The 21,667-nt window shown below is 47.0% G+C and carries 17 protein-coding genes and 1 riboswitch; of the genes, 6 read left to right on the top strand and 11 right to left on the bottom strand.

What is annotated here, in order from left to right:
* Positions 1–64: 64 nt before the first annotated feature.
* The 10 genes from tssC to tagH form a co-directional block, all read right to left on the bottom strand.
* On the bottom strand, positions 65–1,558 hold the full coding sequence (tssC, locus tag EXY25_RS02265) for a type VI secretion system contractile sheath large subunit (RefSeq protein WP_114336641.1): 1,494 nt from the start codon (positions 1,556–1,558) through the stop codon (positions 65–67).
* Positions 1,555–2,067, bottom strand: a complete 513-nt coding sequence (gene tssB, locus EXY25_RS02260; protein ID WP_114336642.1) for a type VI secretion system contractile sheath small subunit — start codon at positions 2,065–2,067, stop codon at positions 1,555–1,557. The genes tssC and tssB overlap by 4 nt, the downstream gene beginning before the upstream one ends.
* A gap of 68 nt (positions 2,068–2,135) precedes the next feature.
* Positions 2,136–3,221, bottom strand: coding sequence for a type VI secretion system protein TssA (gene tssA, locus EXY25_RS02255; protein WP_130565577.1), 1,086 nt, complete (start codon positions 3,219–3,221; stop codon positions 2,136–2,138).
* Positions 3,222–3,293: 72 nt separating this feature from the next.
* Complete coding sequence (locus tag EXY25_RS02250) at positions 3,294–4,100, bottom strand: PP2C family protein-serine/threonine phosphatase (RefSeq protein WP_130565576.1); 807 nt, start codon at positions 4,098–4,100, stop codon at positions 3,294–3,296.
* 2 nt (positions 4,101–4,102) lie between these two features.
* On the bottom strand, positions 4,103–4,795 hold the full coding sequence (gene tagF, locus EXY25_RS02245; protein ID WP_130565575.1) for a type VI secretion system-associated protein TagF: 693 nt from the start codon (positions 4,793–4,795) through the stop codon (positions 4,103–4,105).
* The gene (tssM, locus tag EXY25_RS02240) at positions 4,777–8,328 is read right to left on the bottom strand and encodes a type VI secretion system membrane subunit TssM (RefSeq protein ID WP_130565574.1); all 3,552 of its coding nucleotides are present in this window, start codon (positions 8,326–8,328) and stop codon (positions 4,777–4,779) included. The genes tagF and tssM overlap by 19 nt, the downstream gene beginning before the upstream one ends.
* A 15-nt stretch (positions 8,329–8,343) precedes the next feature.
* Positions 8,344–9,636: a type VI secretion system protein TssL, long form gene (gene tssL / locus EXY25_RS02235; RefSeq protein ID WP_130565573.1), complete on the bottom strand. Its 1,293-nt coding sequence runs from the start codon at positions 9,634–9,636 to the stop codon at positions 8,344–8,346.
* 32 nt (positions 9,637–9,668) lie between these two features.
* Positions 9,669–10,997, bottom strand: coding sequence for a type VI secretion system baseplate subunit TssK (gene tssK, locus EXY25_RS02230; RefSeq protein ID WP_114336648.1), 1,329 nt, complete (start codon positions 10,995–10,997; stop codon positions 9,669–9,671).
* A 29-nt stretch (positions 10,998–11,026) separates the two neighbouring features.
* A complete protein-coding gene (gene tssJ / locus EXY25_RS02225) occupies positions 11,027–11,479 on the bottom strand; it encodes a type VI secretion system lipoprotein TssJ (protein ID WP_114336649.1) in 453 nt (150 codons plus the stop codon).
* 5 nt (positions 11,480–11,484) lie between these two features.
* The gene (gene tagH, locus EXY25_RS02220) at positions 11,485–12,789 is read right to left on the bottom strand and encodes a type VI secretion system-associated FHA domain protein TagH (RefSeq protein ID WP_165419226.1); all 1,305 of its coding nucleotides are present in this window, start codon (positions 12,787–12,789) and stop codon (positions 11,485–11,487) included.
* 279 nt (positions 12,790–13,068) lie between these two features.
* Between tagH and EXY25_RS02215 the strand changes: the two genes are divergently transcribed.
* Both EXY25_RS02215 and EXY25_RS02210 read left to right on the top strand, forming a co-directional pair.
* Entirely contained in the window at positions 13,069–15,159 is a 2,091-nt protein-coding gene (locus EXY25_RS02215) for a serine/threonine-protein kinase (RefSeq protein WP_130565571.1), read from the top strand.
* 96 nt (positions 15,160–15,255) lie between these two features.
* Positions 15,256–16,053, top strand: a complete 798-nt coding sequence (locus EXY25_RS02210; protein WP_130565570.1) for a crotonase/enoyl-CoA hydratase family protein — start codon at positions 15,256–15,258, stop codon at positions 16,051–16,053.
* Positions 16,054–16,074: 21 nt separating this feature from the next.
* On the opposite strand, the gene EXY25_RS02205 is transcribed toward EXY25_RS02210, so the two are convergent.
* Positions 16,075–17,796, bottom strand: a complete 1,722-nt coding sequence (locus EXY25_RS02205) for a mechanosensitive ion channel family protein (RefSeq protein ID WP_246019477.1) — start codon at positions 17,794–17,796, stop codon at positions 16,075–16,077.
* Between the two features lie 167 nt (positions 17,797–17,963).
* On the opposite strand from EXY25_RS02205, the gene EXY25_RS02200 reads away from it, so the two are divergent.
* The 4 genes from EXY25_RS02200 (at position 17,964) to EXY25_RS02185 (ending at position 21,667) form a co-directional block, all read left to right on the top strand.
* Positions 17,964–18,191 carry a PGPGW domain-containing protein gene (locus tag EXY25_RS02200; RefSeq protein ID WP_114336653.1) on the top strand — a complete coding sequence of 76 codons (228 nt, stop codon included), beginning with the start codon at positions 17,964–17,966 and terminating at the stop codon, positions 18,189–18,191.
* 83 nt (positions 18,192–18,274) lie between these two features.
* On the top strand, positions 18,275–18,676 hold the full coding sequence (locus EXY25_RS02195; RefSeq protein WP_130565569.1) for a translation initiation factor: 402 nt from the start codon (positions 18,275–18,277) through the stop codon (positions 18,674–18,676).
* A 4-nt stretch (positions 18,677–18,680) separates the two neighbouring features.
* Positions 18,681–19,187 (top strand): DUF4124 domain-containing protein, encoded by a 507-nt coding sequence (locus tag EXY25_RS02190; protein ID WP_130565568.1) that lies wholly within the window; start codon positions 18,681–18,683, stop codon positions 19,185–19,187.
* Positions 19,188–19,325: 138 nt separating this feature from the next.
* A riboswitch (TPP riboswitch) is annotated at positions 19,326–19,428 on the top strand.
* A 46-nt stretch (positions 19,429–19,474) separates the two neighbouring features.
* Positions 19,475–21,667 (top strand): TonB-dependent receptor, encoded by a 2,193-nt coding sequence (locus EXY25_RS02185; RefSeq protein WP_130565567.1) that lies wholly within the window; start codon positions 19,475–19,477, stop codon positions 21,665–21,667.

Genomic DNA, 21,667 nt, shown 5'->3' with positions numbered 1-21,667 from the left:
TTTATCCACTTCCTTGTGTCACTGCTAGGCTTACCAAGCTATTGCCCGGTAAGCCTAAAAACGATCAGCTGCCAATTTCAGGGATCTTGGCGACCAAACGAAGTGACGTGGTCAGCTCTTCCATCTGCAACCAGGGGCGTAACCATGCAATAGCATTATATGCGCCAGGCTTTCCAGGTATTTCCTTCACCTGAACCTTGGCATCCGCTAACGGGTACTTGGCTCGAATATCTTGACCGCCACCTTCTGATGCGTTCACAAAAGTTAGGATCCAGCGATTCAACCAAGCCTCAACATCTTCAGCTTCCATATAACTACCGATCTTATCCCTTGCCATCACTTTCAAGTAATGAGCAAAACGCGAGGTCGCCATCATATAAGGCAGTCGAGAGGAGATCGCTGCATTAGCAGTTGCTTCAGGGTTATCGTAACGCTTAGGTTTTTGGCAAGACTGACCACCAAAGAACACGGCATAATCGGTATTCTTATAGTGACAAAGCGGCAAGAACCCTAATTTACCCAATTCAGCTTCTCGGCGGTCTGTAATACCGATTTCTGTTGGACACTTCAGATCAGGGTCGCCATCATCACTAACAAATAGATGTGATGGCAAGTTTTCAACACGACCACCGCCTTCCGCGCCACGGATAGCAGTACAGAAACCATACTTTGCAAATGCTTCGGTTAAACGCACACCCATTACATAAGACGCGTTCATCCAACAGTAATCATCGTGTTCAGCGGTCTTAGACAGATTCGTCTGAGCGTCAACTTCAAACTCTTCGTAGTTAAACTCTTCTACCGAAGTCGTCGCTTCGCCATACGGCAGACGAGCCAAAACACGCGGCATCGTCAATGTCACGAAACGGCTATCATCACTCTCACGGAATGAGCGCCACTTACTGTATTCAAGTGATTCGAATACCTTTTCCAAGTCTCGCGGCTTAGATAGTTCTGTCCAGTCGTCGAAGCCAAACAGTGATGGTGAAGAGGCAGAGATAAATGGTGAGAAGCCCGCAGCGGCCACATTGGACATCAAGCTAAGGGTTTCAATGTCTTCGGGGTGATTAGTGAACTCGTAATCACCGATAAGCGCACCATAAGGCTCACCGCCAGGTGTACCGAACTCGGACTCATATACCTTCTTGAAGATTTGGCTTTGGTCAAATTCAACCGCTTTGCTTAAGTCTTTGTGCAGCTCTTTCTTATTCATGTTGAGCATACGAACTTTAAGCGTTTGGCTGGTTTCACTATTCATGACAAGGTAATTCAAGCCGCGCCAGCTTCCTTCAAGCTTTTGAAAACCTTCATCATGCATAATGGCAGCAAGTTGGCGCGATATTGTTTCATCGATCGCTGCGATTGCTTCATTAAATGTGACCGTTAAGTTTTTCTGCCACTTCACAGTGCCCGATAACGCTTCTTCGGTCAGCGTCTTAATCAATTCTTGAGCACGGCTACTTTCCGTTTGTTTGGTCGCGTCAATCGCTTGAGAAAGTAACGAACTGGTAACCTCTGCCGTCTCTGTGGCTAATGCTTCTGCTGCTTCCGTGCTCATTCTGCAGGCTCCTTAGTTGATATATTCAGTTCATCAGCTAATTTCTCAAGATCACCAGTATTACTAAGCACCTTTTCAAGGATGTTTTCCAGATCTTCTGAACGGTCAATCTTGGTCATCAAATCACGTAATTTATTGCGAGTTTCCATTAGCTTACGCAGAGGGTCGACTTGATTTACAACTGCTGCAGGCTCGAAATCAGACATTGAATTAAACTCAAGTGCCACTTTCATCTCTGTGCCGTCGTCAGCCATCTTGTTATCAACTTTAAACTCCAACTTTGGATTCATGCGCTTAAGCACATCATCGAAGTTATCACGGTCGATTTGAATAAAGCGGCGTTCCTTTAACGGTTTTAAGGCACTGGTATTTTGCCCTGCAAAATCACCCATAACGCCAACAACAAAAGGCAACTCTTTTTTAACCGTCGTGCCTTCTGTTTCAACATCATAGGTAATGTGAACCCGAGGTTTACGTACCCGGGACAGCTTGCCGTGGATACTATTCATCTTGATCTCCTTTCAATGTTCCACACCCAAGCGACCCGTCCGCGCCGCTTTTCTGGGCAAATAACAACTTATTCAATGGGTATTCCCGTTAAACGGAAATAACCGTTTCTAGCTTCACCATCACTGATCAGTTCACTGAGCAGATCCGGTAATGACATGTCACTCCAACGTACAACTTGTTCAATGCCATAAGCCATTGGGCTATGTGGCTCAGAGCTCTTAAAGAACGCAGCAACTTGACGTAGGGTTTCTATCGCTTGCTCTCGATTAGCGACGTGAGATTGCGAGCCAAAAGCCTGCGATGTTGTGCCTAGCTCTTCATCTGCACCACGCTCTTCGGCAGACTCTGGCATCTCAACCAATTTGTCGCCAGCCAAATAGACCACCGCTTCTTGGGCAGCATTCAGGCGCTTGGTTATTTGCGAAGTTGGTTGCGGGGAACTGCAGGCAGCATCCATCGCCATAGAGAGTCGTTCAAACGACGCGATGGCATTACCAACATCTCTATTAAGTTGCAAAAAGAAACTCTTGGGTGCAGCCTTCGCTGCTGATAACACATCGGCCAACTCAACTGCACCAGCATCAATACGGTTGCGCTTCTTTTCGTCGTCCAATCGCTCTACTTCTAGCGCCTGTTCGTATTCCCAAAGAGAAAAGCTAAATTCGCCGCTCTCTGGTGTCAGGGGGATCGATGAGATTGGCATCAACAATGCGCCTTCGCCTTCAATGCCATTCAACCCAATCAGGGGTGATATGCGAGTCTCAAGCCCCTCCTCATCTGGAGATGGGTAAAGCTGTTGCCAATGGTCTTCTATAAGATGTGTCGCCAGCGAAAATCCGGCTGCCAGGCCAGCAAATCCATGGAGCCTCGCGAGTGCTTCTATTAGCCAAGCGGTTAGCTCTAAATCTTTATAATGGCTCTGCAGTAACTCGGGGACTTGGTCGGCAATAGGTTGCCAAAGAGATGACAAGCTTAGTAGTGATTCATTGTCGATAAGCGCATTACGCTCATTCGCCCGTGCCGTGTTCCGCACATCTTTAAGTGTGTAGTATGGCGATGTGGGCGTGACATCAAGACGAGGATCGATCCCCGTTGGGGCCTCTTCAGAAATAGGCGCGATGAGCGCGGAGATATCTAACAAAGTGTCGTCCATGAGTCCTGTAAACCAAACTGCATCCTGCATTGGCGTTAAAGAGTATAAGAGGATTAACTTAGTTTCAATCCCCTAACGTTGAAAAGTGTCAAATATAGGTATGGTATCGTCAATTATATGACGCACCTCTGAAGCAGAAGCCTCTTCAGTAGCGCGAACTAACGCGATAGTGACATTGTCAGACGCACCTTTAACTAATGCGGTATGCAACATCGCCATACCCGCATTGGTTAGACTATCAGCAGCGAAGCAGCTGGCAATCTCTTCATCGGACAGCTCTTTGTTCAAGCCATCACTACATAAGAGAAACTGATCCCCGGATAAAAGAACCCCAGAAACCTGGTCTAACGCTAATTCACTGTGTACACCTACTGCTCTTGTGATCACATTGGCTAGGGGATGGCTTTCAGCTTCCGACGCTAACAGCAAACCTTCGCTGACCATATCCATCACCTGACTATGATCGCGAGATTTCTGCAGCAAGCGCCCCTCCCTCTTAAGATAAAGGCGACTGTCTCCGGCCCATAAGCAGTGAAAATAACCATCTTGAATAAATAGTAGGACAACGGTGGCACCAATAGTTTTCCCACTGAGGTGTGAGGCTGAGTGACGTAATATCTGTTCGTTAGCCTGCTCTAACGCGGTTCTGAGTTTATCAATTGATAACTGCTCCGCGGTTAAGTCCTTCACCGCCATTTCTACGCAGTCAATAACGATACGGCTAGCCACTTCACCCGCTTCATGCCCGCCCATACCATCCGCGACCACCCAAACCCCAGCTTCAGGGTTGTCGAAACACGCATCTTCGTTATGGTCGCGAACTTTTCCTTGGTGAGTCTGGGAAAAGCTAAAATAGTGCCAGAGGCTCTTCTGTTTCATGTTTACCATCCCCACGCCTTCCAATCACCATCAAGCATTGCCGCGAACTGACTGACCAAAGGCAGCTTTGATGTGATTAAGGTGCACTGTTGCACTAGTTCTGAACCCTCGGTCCACCATATACAATAGGCGTCGTGTTGTTCTTTTAAATACTGATCTAATATCGCCGGACAACTCGATAGACCGCTATCAGAAAACACAATACCACTGCCTTTGTTCGCAACGGCGTTGAGATCCGCAGGCTCTATTGCAACCTCGCTTAAGGGGTGCTCATCCGCGAGGCCTTTTGCCCATTTTTTAAGATCAATATCGTCATCCAACACATCTAATGCTTTTTCCGAGGTGTAGTCACCCCACTGCCTATCTTTCCAATAATGAATTGCAGCTTCTTCGACACCCGCAACCAAAGTAAACGGATAGTGACGGCCAATCGCATCAACGCTCGGGATCATAGTGCCAACCAAGGTTTCATCGCCACAGACCCCGGACGAAAGCGCAAAATGCCAAATAGGTGACGTTAGGTAGCATGACAACCATTGATCGCCTAGCTGCTCTTTGCTCACCGCCAAAGCAGATTGGATCCATTCATGCCAAACCTGCTCAAACGCTTCCGGCAATCCATCTTTAACAAAGTCCCGCCGCGCAGGGAGTTTGCCACAATAGCCAAAAGATCCACTTATAGCTGTATCGGACATTTAAAACGCTCCAGATCTGCATTCCAAAATGGATGATTAACGCTGCTAGGTATCAACTCCACGTCAAACTTATTACCTTGTAACGATATCTGCACCAACTTGTCCTTGACGGTTTCAGGCCTTGATTCGGCGGCCTTATCAAGTAAGCGGAACCATCCCCAATCGCCATCATAGGTTGCAGTTATTGAACGCCCAACTCTTGGTGGTGCAAACATTACCCGTGTCGTGCGCTCAGCTTGTCTTCCCGGCCACTCAAAGTTAGATAAGCGCAACGGGCCGTGGCGATAAGACAATGTCTGTCCGTCCAACTCCAACATGAAATGGCTAATGCTACGATCCAAATACGCGGGTTTTAAGCCAAACTCAACATGGGGGATCTGAGATCCGTCGGCAAAAAATGCGTCCCGGATCCGCCTTGCCCGTTCAAATACTTTCAGCGTCGACGCACTAACCCCGATATTTTTCTCAAAACGCCAATTTGTTTTAGAGGTATCAACAAAGGGCTCTAGGTATGTAGTAAAAAAGCTATCTAGCGTGCCGCCGTAGCCAAAAAATCCGCCAAAGTCCTTTAACGTCACCTCCTTGGTACTAGATGGCGTTACTGGGTAGCGCCCTTTGATAGCTGAACGGTACTCTGCCAATACTTTATCGCGCCAGATATCATTCAGATGGGTACGAGCCCCTTGCTGGGCCAAGCTCGAGGTCTGATTCGCTAGGCCATTTATCCACTGATCGAATGGTGAAGGCAGGCTACGCTTAACCTGATACATCGCACGGCTCAATTTGCCTTGCCCATTCCCCCCCAACTGACTTATATAAGCAGCTTTATCGTTATCTCCGGGAGCTGAAAGCTGATCTAGATAGCGATGTAAGGATTTTAAGGATTGATGCAGTTTGCCCAGTTCAGCATCGGTGATCTCGATAACACCTTCAAAATGTGCTTCTACTTCTGCTCCCGGCAGTTGCACCTCAATATCGGGCATACTATTTGGTAGGTAACGACTGATCCTGCTTTTTTGCCGTGCCAGGGCAACATCGGCGACGCTTGCCGCCACTTCGCCAGCTGCCGCTGCCTCATCGCTGATAGGTAGTTTGGTCAAGGCAACCTGCTCACGTACCGCCTCGATGATATTCTGCAGAGGCTGCTCAGGGCCGGCGAGCACTTTCGCTTGATAAGCACCCTGTTCACTGTCAGTAAACGGCTTTAACTCAACGTCACCTAATAGATCATCCCAAAAGTGGATGTAATCGCGGTAATACTTCAAACTCACTTCGGCCGCTAGCTTATCTTTCGCGCGTCCTCCGAGTTCGCCGAGTTCATCACCATATACCCAGCTATCTTCCATCAGCCGTTTAACCACCCGGCCATTTTCCAATTGAAATAAGGTGTGAAAGCCCTGATAGGTGTATAGCCCCGGAACGCCTTGATTCAGCGGTTTACCGCTGCGCCGTTGAAACACTCTAAGGCTATCGGTTCCCAGCACTTCTGTCAGGCGAAAATCTGGTACATGGCTGCTTAGAAATTCAGTTCGGAGGCGCTGATATGCACGTTCAGAGAGCGGCATTTGAGTTAGTACAGCGCGAGCATTCGCTGTTGCCTGTTCATCCTTGAACGAAGGATCGACACCCAATAAATTCAATTGCCGGATGTGACCAATCAAGGCCACGCGCAGATCTTTGTTTATCTCACCAGGTAACTTGCGTTCAAAATAAACCTCGAACCAACTGATGATCTGCGTTTCATCCCGCTTTGATTCATCGAACAACATCAAATACGTTTTTAGCGATTCATACAAAAACTCCAAAAAGTCTTCATTAGCGCGCATCTCTTGTTCCAGCGTTTTCGCCATGAACGGCGCTAAATAGCCCTGTAACGCTCGGGTATATGCAGACTTTGCCGGTTGACCGATTTTTTCCCCTTGGTATAGACCTAACCCCTTAATCCCATCTTCATTGATGACAGTTCCGTCCGTCCCTGCAGGCAGCTCTCTAAGCGCCGAAAGGGCATGCCCGAGCGTGACAACGTCGGCATCTTTGGTTAACTCGCCACCAACGATCTCACGATAGCGTTGGACGGCCGCATCACTTTGATCAATCAGGCTGTGATTCCAGCTATAACTGCCATACCAAAGTAGCGAAAAAGTGAGCGTGAGCAACATCGATGCCGCCAAAGCGCCGCGGGTCAACCAACGATGCTGCTTCTCATGGTGTAGATTAGTGGACGCAACATTTTGCTCTGGAAAGATAATATCTTCTAACAAACGCTTTAAGAAAAAACCTTTTGTATCACCGGCGGAGTGACGCAGCGGGATCTGTCCTAAACCAAGGCCGCCAGACGTGTAATTCATGACACGGTCGATCGGTTTTCCTTCCTGGGTTGCACTGACGATGTAAACGCCCCTCAACATTGGCGCTTCTTCAAATGCGTTTGGCGCGAAGATCTCTTTCAAAAAATCATCTGCGTGCGCTTGCAACATACGCAACTGTTTCGGGAATTCATAGATCAGCGTTCGACGATCGGTATCATGTTCCTGCAACAGCTTCTGGTTCATCGACTGACGTAACGAAGAGAGTAAACCATGAAACTCTTTATTAAATTCACCAACCACACCGCGTTCGCTGTCTTCGACATCTAACGGGAAGGTCATACCCCACACTTGCTCGCGTTGCTCCTTGTCAAAGTCAGAAAAGAACTCAGAGAAACCTGCGACTAGATCTGCCTTAGTAAGAATGACATAGACGGGAAAACGCATACCAAACTGATTTTGTAGCTCCTGCACCCTGTGCTTAATCGCTCTGGCATGTAGGTTTCGCTCGGTTTTCGTTTGCGTTAATAGATCGGCGAGGCTCACTGTAATAATGGCGCCGTTAATTGGCCGGCGTGGGCGGTATTTCTTTAGTAATCCCAAAAAACCAAGCCAAGCACGGGCGTCTCTCTTGGCATGACTATCTTGCGTGGTATACCGACCGGCAGTATCAATTAGCACAGCTTGATTAGTAAACCACCAATCACAATGTCTTGTACCACCGATCCCTGACAACGCATCTGCGCCCAGCTTATCTTTTAATGGAAACTCCAAACCTGAATTGACCAGCGCGGTAGTTTTGCCGGTGCCCGGTGGGCCAATGAGAACATACCAAGGCAGCTGATACACACTCTGACCTTTATTCAAGCGAGCGCTTTTCAGGATTTCCAACGCCTGAGTAATGCGTGTTTTTAAGGTGGCAACCTCTTCGTCAGATACATCTTCGCCACTTTCATCATCACCATCTAATAGACTTTTAATTGCTTCGTCATTATGACGGCGGTGACGCGCCTGGTGGCCGACATTAATCGCTCCCCACGTTATCGCGAAGATGAGTAACATCACCAATCTGGCGACGGGACTTGCTAAAGGTTCATGCCCTGCGATGGCAAGTAAGGGGCCACCAAACCAAATAAGCAGTGAGAGAGCCACGAAGCCTATCAATGTAACTAACCACTTCGACTGAAATACAGACAAAGAGCGCTGGAATACGCCTTTAATTGACATAAAACTTCCCTGTTTTTAGCGGTAAAGGATATCTATTTCGACACGGCGGTTCTGCGCACGTGTGGATGTACTACTATTTTTGACAAGCGGCTCTGCTTCTCCCCTGCCCTCCGGCCACAATCGTCCATGAAGATCTGCGCTATACGATAGAACATTCGCCACCGAAGTAGCGCGTGCTAAAGATAGGTGCCAGTTGGATGGGTACTTGCTTGTAAAAATAGGTTGGTCATCTGTATGGCCAGTAATAAGTATGCGACCCTGACTTGTTTCTAGTGCTCTTGCCACCTTAGCTAGTACGGGAGAAATGCTCTCCTTTATCTCTGCACTGCCAGAGCCGAAAAGCTCACTAGAGCGTAAAGTTAGCCTTAATCGATCGGGTTGATGGCTAATCGCCAAAATACCTCGATCTACTTCCGTTTGTAGTAACTGCGCAATATGGCGGGTATCGCCATACTCGGCGACAATCCCCTGTTGAACAGGCTTTTGCCAAGGTGCTAAGGTATTTAACTCTGTATATATTTGATTGGAATACTCATTTATTTGATAGTTAAATACCATATAGATGGATAGCAATACCAAACCTAGCACGCTACCAATCACCCATACCGGAAATCCCCCCTGCAACTCTTCACCATTCAGCACGCGCTCACGCCAGCGCCACGACAGCTCTTTTGGCCTTTCCGGTTGGTTGATTTCAATCGCCCGTAAAACTCTGGATCGATAATCTTCGAGTTTGGACAAACCTTGTGGTTCTATGCGCATTTTGCCGTTAAACCCTAAGGACAGACAGAGGTATTGAAGCTCCAAAAGGTCTCGATAACGGTGAGGCTCAGCAAGTGAACGATCGAGCAATGTGAAGAAATACTCGCCTCCTAACGTATCAGAGTGAAACGTAGACAACAGGCTTTGGGATGACCATATAGACTGCTCCCCCCATGGTGTATTCAATACGGTTTCATCAATTAATGAACAGATACAGTATCGCGCGCCTTCGATCTGTTCACCATCAATCCCATGCTTCCGCAGATCAGTCTCAAATTCTCTCACAAGATCGATACAGGCTTGACGTAAAGATGGAACATCACCATGACGAGGCGTTGCACGTATCTGTGATACGAGGGAGAGCAATACGCTCGCGCTATCAACCACTAAGTTATCCCCCAAACCAGGGATCTTAGCTTTTGAATGCTTCAAGCTCGGCTGGCTGAATATTACAGTGCTCTCAGCCGCCTGATCGTTTGCGGGTGCAGGTGATAAATCCCTTTTACGACCACCTGGTCGAGGTTTAATAATTGTTGACTCAGACATTACTTATCATCCCTGATATGCCATTAACGCGATTATTGATTAATTGCCCAAAGATCCATCTCTAATCCCGGGTAGTTACCCGACAAATGCACTGCAATACCGCCACTGGCATTCAGGCGTTTCCAATAGTCATTGCTTTTGTCCAGCTCAAAGTAATGATAACCAGCGTGATATGGAATTTGGCGTGGTGCAACCGGTAATACCGCAGCTAAGATCCCTGGCAATTGGTTATTTACCAAATCACGAATATGTTCGACTGGTCCCACTTTAAGCTGGGCAGGTAGGTTACTCCGCAGCTCTTCTGGCGGAATATCGGCCTTAACCGCCAGTACAAATGTCGCGGAAGTGAACAACCCTTTGTCTGGCACAGACGACACCCGAATACCAAATTTAGTCACTTCCATAGGAAGATTAATCGCTGTCTGCTCAAGCACCGTACTCAAGCTTTGGTTTAGGAGTACGTCTAAACTGCCAAACAAACTGGTGAGTTCGTCATGGCGATAGCTTGGCATCGGTTGTGGCCGCTTGCTATCAGAACAAAACGTGCTTAGCTCGCCAACCAAACCATATAACTGCTGCACCAGCGCATAAGGGTGGGTGCCTTCATGGCAAGCAAGTTGCTCGATCAAAGGTTGCTGCCGGTTAATTAATTGCAACATTAAAAAGTCTGCAATTGAACTCGCGGTACCTTGCCCTTGACTGAGTCGGCCAGCTAAAGCATCTCCTCGCTGCGCCAGCATTCCAGCCAACTCTTTGATCAATGCTGCGAGCCTGGGGATCCGTTGCACGTTTAGGCAAGGTGGGACGTATTTAGGATCTAGGGCTACTCCACCTTCTTCTGTGACCTCTAATACTTTGGCAATAGGCATAAAGGTGTATCCAGCCATCTCATCGCCTTCCAGTTTCAGACTCATCACCAACCTGGCGAGTTGCAAAGTTTCTGCGGCATCGCAGCCAACAGAAACATCTATAACCTCATGGTCCGCGTATTGAAACCGGGTAACTTGCCCATCTTCAACAGCAGACAGATTCAAATTATTCGCATGCTCAGTAGGTACGGCAATGTAAATCAGTTTGTTTCTCGTCGATGGCGGGATCGCCAATGCTTGCGGGAGCGCTTCTCTCGCAGGTGCATTTACAGAAACGCCATCCGGCAAGATACCGCTGTACTCACGCAAACCAAATTGGCCGCACTTTAATGCTGCGGTATCTGTTTCATAGGAGGACACCCCCCAAGCAAACGGCAGCAGCTGACTCACTAATGCCCGATGCTGCGCACTAACATGACGCTCCTGCTGTTGAAAATGCTGTGGCCGCAAGAACATACCTTCTGTCCAAGCCACACGGCAAAAATCGCTCATTAGAATCCTTTCCGAACTATTGTTTGGTATTAACGCTGATATACAGCAAGCTCTTCGATATAAACATCAAGGTCATCGTATGCGGTGGTATCAATCTCTATCACTTCACGCCATTTAGCGTTTTCAATATCACGATACGCAACTAAAACCCCGGCATAACGAACATTCGGATTTATCTTCATTTTGAACTCGCTGACCGCACCAGGCTCAAATTCAAACTCATCTTTAACCAATAGATCTGGGCCCAAAACCGATTCAGGTTCATCATAAAGCGTAAAGAAGTCCTGACTGTCGAATACCGTTCGCGAGCTTAATTCGTAAACTTTCACTACCACCGGAGACGGACGCCCCTTAGCATCAGGGTTGCTATCGTCCGCGACGTGAAAATTAAGATAGGTGTAGGGCTCCACCACTGCATTGACGGCTTGGCATCCAACCAAGCAAAAGAATAACAACCCTATTATCTGCGTTTTGTAGAACATCACTATCAGTCCCCTTGTTGATCTTTTTGTTGCTGAATACTCGCTTCGTACGCTTTTACGAAATCGTCCATATACAGGCTTGGCCCCTTTTCACTTAATTCAGAGTGAAGATCCCCATACAGCTGGCAGTAGAGGTTCCAGTAGCGTGCTTTTACCTGCGCCGGGTTCACTTTTTCAAGTAATGTCTGCGCATACTGGCGACTTTCAATTGAGCCTGGTTCTAAAAGCCCAAGCACGCCGACCAGAGTCCCCTCTAACCCGCTCATTAAAGCGCATTCATGCTGAGCTATATCGCGGTGCGCTTCCTGAATGGCTGTGACTGCTGGCAAAAACCCTGGACCGTTCCGATTGAATAGATTGTGTAGCGCGTCCTCAAAAGTCGCAGAAAACTTAAGAGGATTATTTTCACGGGTATTAAACATGGTTTGGTTAACCCGAAACTCGCTCTTAAATTCAGAACGGGAGTGAAGAGTTGCCATTAACCCACTCATCATCTCGTTGAATGCCATACCTAGCTGTCCCCACCACTCGCCCTGATGCTCTTTTGGTATCATCTCTGCAGGGATGCCTGCGCCTTTCATAAACGCTTCCATCCCTGTGCTTGCAACCGAAGGCGCGGCAGATTTACTCACCACTTCTGCAGGCTTTGGTGTTTCAACTGCTGGACTGGCGGCAGCCACAGCTGGGGTTGCTAGGTTACCGACAAGGCTATCCCACTCATCTGGAATAATAGTCTCGGCGGAAGTTGTGTTTGTCTTATTAGCTTCGGTCGATGGCGGGAAAAAACAATCTGAAAGGTCGAAAGACGGTGTGGCAGAATTGTGAGAGACAACAGTTTTCGGTTCGCTCTGCTTGGCCTGATTATTCAACGCGCTCATGCTGAAGCCAAACTCTTCCTCAGCTGCTGCTAATTTTGACGGGTTGTCGTTTAATATCTGCGGATGTACAGGCTCGCTAGCAGCGTGCTTATCATCGTTCACTTTTTCACCCGAGGAGATTTCGATTTCGTAATCTCCCAGTGTTAGCAAGTCGCCTGCAGTTAATAGGTGCTCGTCATCACCCAAGGGGCTAACTGCGCGATTAACATACAAACCATTAGTGGACGTATCACGAACAACCCAACCTTCCTCGGATTGGCATATATCAGCATGACGTCCAGAGATAACTCGCTCAGGATCGGGAAGCTGCCATTCACAATCAGGCGCTCGTCCGATGGTAAGCCGCTCATCACTGTGCTTTGTCAGCGTCTTTGAGATTTCCAGACCAGAGGTAAAACGATGGTAGCTAACAACAGAAAGGGTCAATTCCATTTCTAATCTCTTCTTCATTCCATGAAGGTACTAAGGCGAGTTGAGACTCGCTAAACATCTTCAACTCAATATTTAACAAGGCAAGGCTAATTTGACTTACATTGAATGTCAAATCATTGACACTCAAATTGGATCGACGACAGCTTATTGACCAAAATGCTTGTTTTCTAAACTTAGGATCGCTAAAGTCCGACGTCAGCTCATTTGCAGACAGTTAGGTCAATAGTAATCAGGTTGTCTGCTCGAGGTTGAAGGCAACTCACTGGAATAGGTCGTGACATGGAAAGTCAAAAATCCCGTAATACAGATCCACGAAAAACTGACGGCACCGCAACAACATCTTCGAAGCCAAGCCAACCCGCTATCGCACAGAGCACTCCCCCATCATCTGCAGATAAAACCCTTATACGCAGTGAAAATGGCGCGGGTAAACGCGCAAAGAAACCGACAACAGACGCACCAAATCAACTCATCGGCAAAGTAATCAACGGTCGGTACAAAATTGATAGCTTGCTTGGTAGAGGGGGAATGAGCGATGTATACAAAGCACACGACCTTCTTCTCCAGCAAGCGGGATTAGAAAATACCGCTGTCGCAATTAAGATCTTGCAAAAGCAATTTGTCAACCAACCAGAAGCGCGCCAGCTACTTGTCCAAGAAGCGCGCAGAACACAGCAGCTAAGTCATCCTAATATCATTCGAGTTTACGATTATGGCTTCGAAGCGGGTCAACACTACATGGTGATGGAGTGGCTAGACGGCGAAACACTAGAAGCGGTAATCAAGCGCTCTCGGCCCATCGGCCTGCCCTATAAAAACGCCAAGGCACTGTTAAACCAACTAGCCGATGCCCTGAGCTATGCTCACAGCCAAGGGGTTGTGCATGCTGATCTTAAACCCGCCAACATAATGCTAACCCGGGATGGCACCATCAAAGTTTTTGATTTTGGTGTCGCGCACGCCAAGCATAAATTTAATGACAAATATTCAGCTGTCATTGCAAACACAAACGCACCGGTAAATGGCTATACCCCAACATATGCGTCTCCTGAACTTATCGCAGGTAAAGAGCCTAAAACCAGTGACGATATCTACGCATTCAGCTGTATTGCCTATGAGCTAGCATCCAGCAAACATCCCTTTGATCGCCAGCCTGCAGATATAGCAAAAAAACAGAATATCTCAGCGAAGAAACCTAAACATATTCCGTGGTGGCGTTGGTTCACCTTACGCTCAGGCCTAGCCTTCAGTGCGGACAGCCGGATCGGTAGCATGGCTGAATTTACACACAAATTTAATCGCAACTTATGGCCGCTAGCCACCACCATCATGCTAACCAGTTGCTTGGTATTCGGAAGCGCTCATATCTATCGCATGAAGCAAGATGAACTACTACTTGTTAGCGCCGAATTACAAGCGATGAGAAGTGAAGCGAATCAAGAGCAAGCGATTGCAGCGCTCTCGGCGGCGGAACTTATTAAACTACTGCCAGAGATCCCAGAGCATAAGCAGCTCTTTATCAATGGCGTTTTACGTTCGAACCGGACGCAGCTATTAAGTTTTTATGAACAGCGCATTGATGACATTTTAAATAATAGAGACGGCACCTACCCCGACTACTATGCCATTGAATCCGAACTGAACGCAGCTAAAACACTTTACCCAGACTCTAATCTTTTAGCGCGCTTAGATGTCGACCTACTGCAACGCTGGCAATCTACGGTCGACATCTTAGATGAACGCTTTAACAAGCTATTAGAGAAAGGTAATTACGCTCACAGCGAAGATGGCGATGATATCTACCAGCTACTAGCGGAACTTAAAACCATAGAAAACAGATACCGGCCCAATCCAACGGAAAAAGCTGAGCAACTGTTTGCGAAAGAGTTTAACACTGCGTTAGCCAGCCATGATGTTACCCAATTGAACGTTCTCATTGACGCCGGGGAAGCCGCATTCTCGGAGAGTCCTTCCTTAAATGACCTCATCCTGCTAGGTAAAGAACTAAAGAGTGCCGTTGCCGAAGTAGCGAATTACCAGAGACAACTCGGTTTAGGAAATGCCCCTGACTACCCGTATGAAGCTGCTGATATTTTCTATCATTCAACGTTTAACAGTTTCGATGAGCGGTTAAAACATGCGAATACCGTGGCAAAAATTGACAAAATAAACAAAGATGTCAATGCCTTAGCTAGAGATCTTCCCGGCGACTTTACCCCGTTAGTTAAGATAAGACGGTCGCTTGCGAACCGTTATCTCAACTTTTCAAATTCGTTTATCAAGCAAAGAAAAGTGCGTTCAGCGCAAAAATTGATGGAGAAAGCGAATACGCTGTTTGCCCAACTTGAAGCGGCACAAGTTGCACTTTAGTGCCATTCAATGAGAGTTCAATCTGTTGATTGGGCTCTCAAAACAAACCACTGAGAACTGTTAATCTTACCCTCTAGAAAGTGGTCGGATGAGATAATGTTTAAACGAATTACACTCCAGTTCGAAAACCAAGTTGCCCGCGTTACATTAAATCGCGCAGATAAACACAACGCGTTGGATATGTTGATGTTTACCGAACTAGCGGCGGCACAAAAGGTGATCAAACGGGATCGTCACTGCAGGGCGGTAATCATTGACGCAAACGGTGACGATTTTTGTTCTGGATTAGACATTAAATCGGTATTAACAGATCGTCTTGCCGGACTAAAACTACTCTGGAAATGGCACCCGTGGCAGCCTAATTTAGCTCAGCAAGTGAGTGTTGGCTGGCGAACAATGCCAATCCCTGTCATTGCGGTGATCCAAGGGCGCTGCTGGGGAGGCGGATTACAAATAGCTTTAGGCTGTGATTTTCGCTTCACAACACCGTCAGCTGATTTTTCTGTGATGGAAACGCGTTGGGGATTAATACCAGATATGGGAGGGAATCGCGCCCTAATGGAGCTATCGCGTCGGGACATAGCGATGAAACTGGCTATGTCAGCGGACACCTTTGACGCAAACGAGGCTCTGCGCTTTGGTGTCATCACCGAAATCCACGACGAACCATTGGCCGCAGCAATAGCGTTCATCGACTCTCTTTGCCAGCGATCACCTGATGCCATTTCGGCCATTAAGACTTTGTATCAAAAGCACTGGCTAAGCCCCCTTCCACGTATTTTACGGCGGGAAACTTGGTATCAATGGCGTATTCTACTCAGCCGAAACCAATCTATCGCCGTTGCCAAGCAAAAAGGCAAAGATAAGAGCTATCAAAGACGCCAATCTTGGTAGCTCTTAATCGCGAGAAGTTAATTACTGATCTGCCGGCAGGTTGCCGTTACTGCTTGGTTTCACATCAACAGTGACGGGATCGGCAGATGGAAACAGGTGAACATCCCTTTGTGGGAATGGAATACATATCCCCTCTTTATCAAAGCGCTGTTTGACTGACTTTGTTAGGTCCCAAAATACATCCCAGTAGTCCTCAGTCTTAACCCAGGGGCGCACCCAAAAATCAACCGAAGACTCCCCTAAGTTGGCTACTTTTATCATGATTTCTGGTCGTTTTAGTACCGCCGGATGTGAAGAAACAACGTCATGGAGCACCCTTTCGGCATGGTCAATATCGTCTTTGTAACTGATGCCAAACACCATATCGACGCGTCGTACTTTTTCCGCGGTGATATTGGTGATCACATCATTCCAAATCATATTATTCGGTACGACAATCCGTTGATTATCGATTGTTTGAATAGTGGCACTAACGAGACTTAGCTTCTTCACATTGCCCTGCACGCCACCAGCTATCACCATGTCACCAACGTCGAACGGCCGGTAAATCAGGATCATCATTCCAGATGCAAAATTAGACAAGGTGCCCTGTAAAGCGAAACCAATCACTATCCCTGCCACACCAAAACCAGCCAACAGCGGTGCGAGCTGCACCCCCAATTGGCTTAAACCAATCATCAAGCCAATAAAAAATACGACCTTACCAGCCATAGAGATAAAGAACTCTTGCAGTAGCTTGCTCAATTTTAGCTTTGAATTACTGACCGCTTTGGTCGCGACGGTACGGGCAACATCAGCTAAAAGGTGAAAACCGAACAAAATTGCACAAAATACAATTAACTTAACAATGAAGCTGATCGAATTTTCTCCGAACCAATTAGTTGCAGCTTCTGTCCAATTTTCGAGCAGCCTTGATAGTACTTTCACCTCAAATATATCTTCACTAACAGCCCCAGTACTGGTGATCAATACCTGCTTAAAATAGTCAGAATTCACATCAAGAGATTCAAGCACTGTCACTGCAGCCTCAATACTCTCGGTGCAAATTTCTCGTTTAATTCGCAAGCGGCGTAACGCATATTCGATATCTTCTTTTTCATAGGAAGTGGCTTTGGGGAGCTCTGCCGCCAACTCACCAATTCTAGTGTTGGCGAAATTCAGCAGTAAGCTAAGCTCGTTCGCGCGCAACGTAACATCTGCAACCAATAACGCACTCTGTTCAGTCACATCAACGCCGAGCTTGGACTCCCAACCCAATAGTGCCAAGCGTAACGATAACAAGCGGTTAATCCCCCTCTCTACATTAGCCATGGCTAACTCATTTTTTAGAGCTTGCTTACTATCCAATCCATCAAATGCCGCCCGTTTATCTTCTAGATCGCTATTCCTTTGCTGATAGGATCGGTTGAGTATTTGCCCTTGAGCTACCAAGGTATTAGTGATCAAGGTCCGCGTCTCATCGCTAACCGTCGCATCAGGATTAGCGAGCTCCTCTAGCAATCCAGGTAAAACTTCTGTTTGATAATCGAGCAGAGACTGCACGCGCAGATGCAAAAGCAACCTTTGCTCTCCTTTGGCCGTAGCATACTCATCAATAAGCAATTTGCTTGTTTCATGATTATCAACGATACGCCTAACTTCTGAGTCAATATCATCTGCAAGCGCGGGGAATGTAGCGACGGCCAGCAAGATGGAAAACACCTTGCAGAGAAAAAAGGAGGTGAAGCAACGCTTCCTTTGCATATCTAAGTTCCTGAAGAAGTTATAGATCTAACTACTAGTATGCATGAAAATCCTATAATTCAAGTAATCACCGTGTGGAATGTTCACAGGGTGTTACCAAATACAACTGGCATCTCAGCGGTTCAGAGTAGATATTAGTTATTAAGCGCGTTTAGAAGAGGCGAAGCATGATGAAAAAGGTACTACTCACAATCACTGGCGTCACATTAATATTATTGGGCGCAGCGCTAATCATTACACCGGTACCTGGAATACTATTTATGATCATAGGGCTAGCCTGTTTGAGCCTGGTGTATGAACGTCCTAAATCTTTACTGCGCTTGCTGCAAGCAAAGCTACATCACGGCGCACGACGCATTGATAAACGCCGTATGCAGAAAAAACTCTATCGTTAACATCAATATTGAGGAAATTTGCTTTACCCACGCCATAGGGTTGGTGACAATGTAACAATCATTAAGCTGATTGCCCGCTACAGATGTCTAAGAAATTATCCTCATTTGCCGATCTCGCTGCACTAACCGGTCAGGCAGCACCGTCCACGGTGTCGACCAATGAATCACAACAAGATCTTGTTTATAGCACCGACGGTGGTCGCGTGGTAACACAAAAGCATGTCGATACGACGGCGATAATTGGAGACGGTCGTGTTCGGATATCTCGCTCAACGAAAGGCCGCGGAGGGAAAACTGTTTCAGTTGTGACAGGGCTAGCTCTAACTCATTCAGACCTGCAAAAGCTTTGTAAAACCCTAAAGAAACAACTTGGTTGTGGTGGTGTGGTTCGAAACGGCGAACTTGAATTTCAAGGCGACAAACGCGACCTACTGCTTAACGAACTAACTAAAGCTGGCTACCAAGCCAAATTAAGCGGTGGCTAAAACAATGAAAAAATATCTTACTCTTCTAGTGCTGCTTATCGTTTGTGCCTGCGCTGGTCCATTCTTTATTAAAGGCCCCGATGGCAAACCATTGCTAACCACCGCAACGATCTTTCCTCAAGATCAAAGTACCGTTTGGCGATACTGGAAAAACCGTATTTTGTTATCGTTTAAAATGCTAAGCCGACAGGCGCAGGAGAAATTAGGTGTCGAAGCTGACGCACCTAACGTGTACCGGTGGCAGGACGAACAAGGCAATTGGCATTACGGAGATGCTGAAGCGGGCAATAAAGCGGGCGCTCAAACCGAGCAAGTAAAACTTAAACCGGCAAAAATTGTTGGGCTTGACGGGCCATTACAGGAAGAAGATAAACCCACCGAAGCACCGGCGGCTGCTGATGGTGTCTCTCTCAGTGAATACACCGAGCGTCTCGGTAATATTAAGCTTGATGCAGAAGAAGCAAAGCGACTAATGGAACAAAGAAACGCTGCGCTGGAAAAATCAGAATAGAAAACTCAACAGCAACGTCAACTCCTGGCGTTTCTGGTATTGCTCCCCTATTTCATCATTTGCATCAGTTATGGCTCGCCTTAACATGAGTAGTTGTAAAACTATTGTCACTATTTAGTTAAAACTCATTTATAATTGCTCTCGGCCAAGGGGTGTTCTTGTTCAGAACTGAGACATCAATGATGAACCCTTTGAACCTGAACCGGCTGGTACCGGCGTAGGAATGGCGCTTTTCATCGAGCACAAATACCAGCCCCAATCTTCCCCAAAAACTGGTAAATGCATATATGCTCTTTTCCACTCTACCCCGTAAAACTAAGCTTGCCGCCGCCATCATTACCACTTTGGGTATCCCTCTGCCTGTATTCAGCGCAGCACCTACGGTAGCAGATGAAGATATAGAGCATATCAAAGTTACCTCCAGCTTCCGCTCCGAATCACTACAACACTCAGCTTCGAGCATTACTGTTCTAGACAGTAGCCTGATCCAAGACGAGGGCGGCGAACATTTTGAAGACCTCTTACACAACGTTGCCAATTTAAGTTGGGCAGGTGGAAGTTCCCGGCCAAAGTACTTTCAAATCCGAGGTGTAGGTGAACAAGAGGAGTATCAAGGGGCCCCCAACAGTTCTGTTGGTTTTGTTGTCGATGACATTGATCTTTCTGGCTTGGGAATGACCTCCAGTCTTTATGACATAGAGCAGGTGGAAGTGTTGCGTGGCCCCCAAGGCACCCGTTTTGGCGCTAATGCCCTAGCAGGTATGATCTATACGACCAGTAATGATCCGACTGACACGAGAGAGTTTGGTGCAGAGATCAGTGGTGGCCAAGAAGACCTATTCAGTTATGCAGGTTTTGCCTCTGGCCCAGTTGATAACAGCGGTGATCTGCTCTATCGCGTTTCGATACAGCAACATAACGAAAATGGCTTCAGAGATAACGATTATCTCGGTTCAGACGATAGCAACGAACGTGACGAACTAACATTACGTAGTAAGTTTCGCTGGTTTGCGAGTGATGAATTGCAAGTTGATTTAGCCCTGCTCTACGCCAACTTTGACAATGGCTATGACGCTTGGACATTAGACAATAATGGTTTTACCACCCTAACCGACCAACCTGGTAAGGATAAGCAGGAAACAACAGGCGGCTCCCTTAAGCTAAACTGGGAGCTTAATGAATTTGTTGATCTGGTATCAATATCCAGTGCTGCACATACCAATCACCGTCATGCCTATGATGGCGACTGGGCAAATCCAGAATATTGGTCTGCGTTGAGCTGTACTGATTATTATGATGAAAACGGCAATGGCGATTTCACTGACCAGATCCCCTGTCAGTACGACTACACTTGGGACAAACAGGCCACTCGTGACACTTACACTCAGGAAGTTCGCTTGTTATCTACTGAAGAATCAAGGCTTTTTAGCGGCACTACTGACTGGTTGACCGGGTTGTATATACAACGTTTAGAGGAAGATAATGACCTGGAAAGCTACTATAACGGCTTCCCCGATCTGTTCCTGCAGAGTGACTACGAAGCAACTAGCATTGCGCTATTTGGTCAGTTAGACACGCAGCTCAATGCCGCTACCAGTTTGTCATTAGGACTTAGAGTAGAACAGCGAGACGCTTCATACGATGATGACGGTGGTGACTCCTTTGATCCAGACGAAACGATGTGGGGCGGCCATATCACACTCAACTACTTAATCAATGAACGCTGGCAAAGTTACGGCAAACTGGCGCGCGGATATAAGGCTGGAGGGTTCAACACCGGTTTACCCGATGATTTCAGTGATAACCGAGAGTTCGACAGTGAAACACTGGATAATCTTGAATTCGGCATAAAGGGATACTGGCCAGAGCAGCAAGTATCAGTGCAGGCTGCCCTGTTTTATATGCATCGAGATGATCAACAAGTGGAAGCCTCTACTCAAGATCCGAACAACCCTCAGCGCTTCTTCCTATATACCGCGAATGCAACCAATTCCGATAGCTATGGCTTAGAGTTAGAAACGTCGTGGCAAGCGACGGATAATCTTACTCTGTACTCAAGTCTAGGCTTATTAGATACTGAATTTGACGACTATGTCGTCACCCAAGCAGATGGCTCTGAGCTCGATTTATCTGGTCGAGAACTAGCACATTCTCCCAATTATCAGTTCAGTATTGGTGCCACATGGCGTAACGATGAAGGCTGGTTTGCCAATATCAACTTGAACGGCTCTGATGGCTATTACTACTCAGATAATCACGATCAAAAAGCTGACAGCTACGAGTTACTTAACGCACGTTTAGGCTATGAAAAAGAAGATTGGTCCGTGTATCTGTGGGGCAGAAACATCACAGACGAAAAGTATGGTGTCCGTGGCTTCTACTTTGGGAACGAACCCGATCAGGATTGGGCTCCCAAACTTTATGAACGCTACGGCGATCCGCAACAATTCGGTGTTACTTTCCGCTATCACTATCTATAG

Origin of the sequence: Corallincola spongiicola (assembly GCF_004284785.1) — a bacterium.
Taxonomy (GTDB): domain Bacteria; phylum Pseudomonadota; class Gammaproteobacteria; order Enterobacterales; family Neiellaceae; genus Corallincola; species Corallincola holothuriorum.
This window is presented reverse-complemented; position numbering and strand designations above follow the sequence as displayed.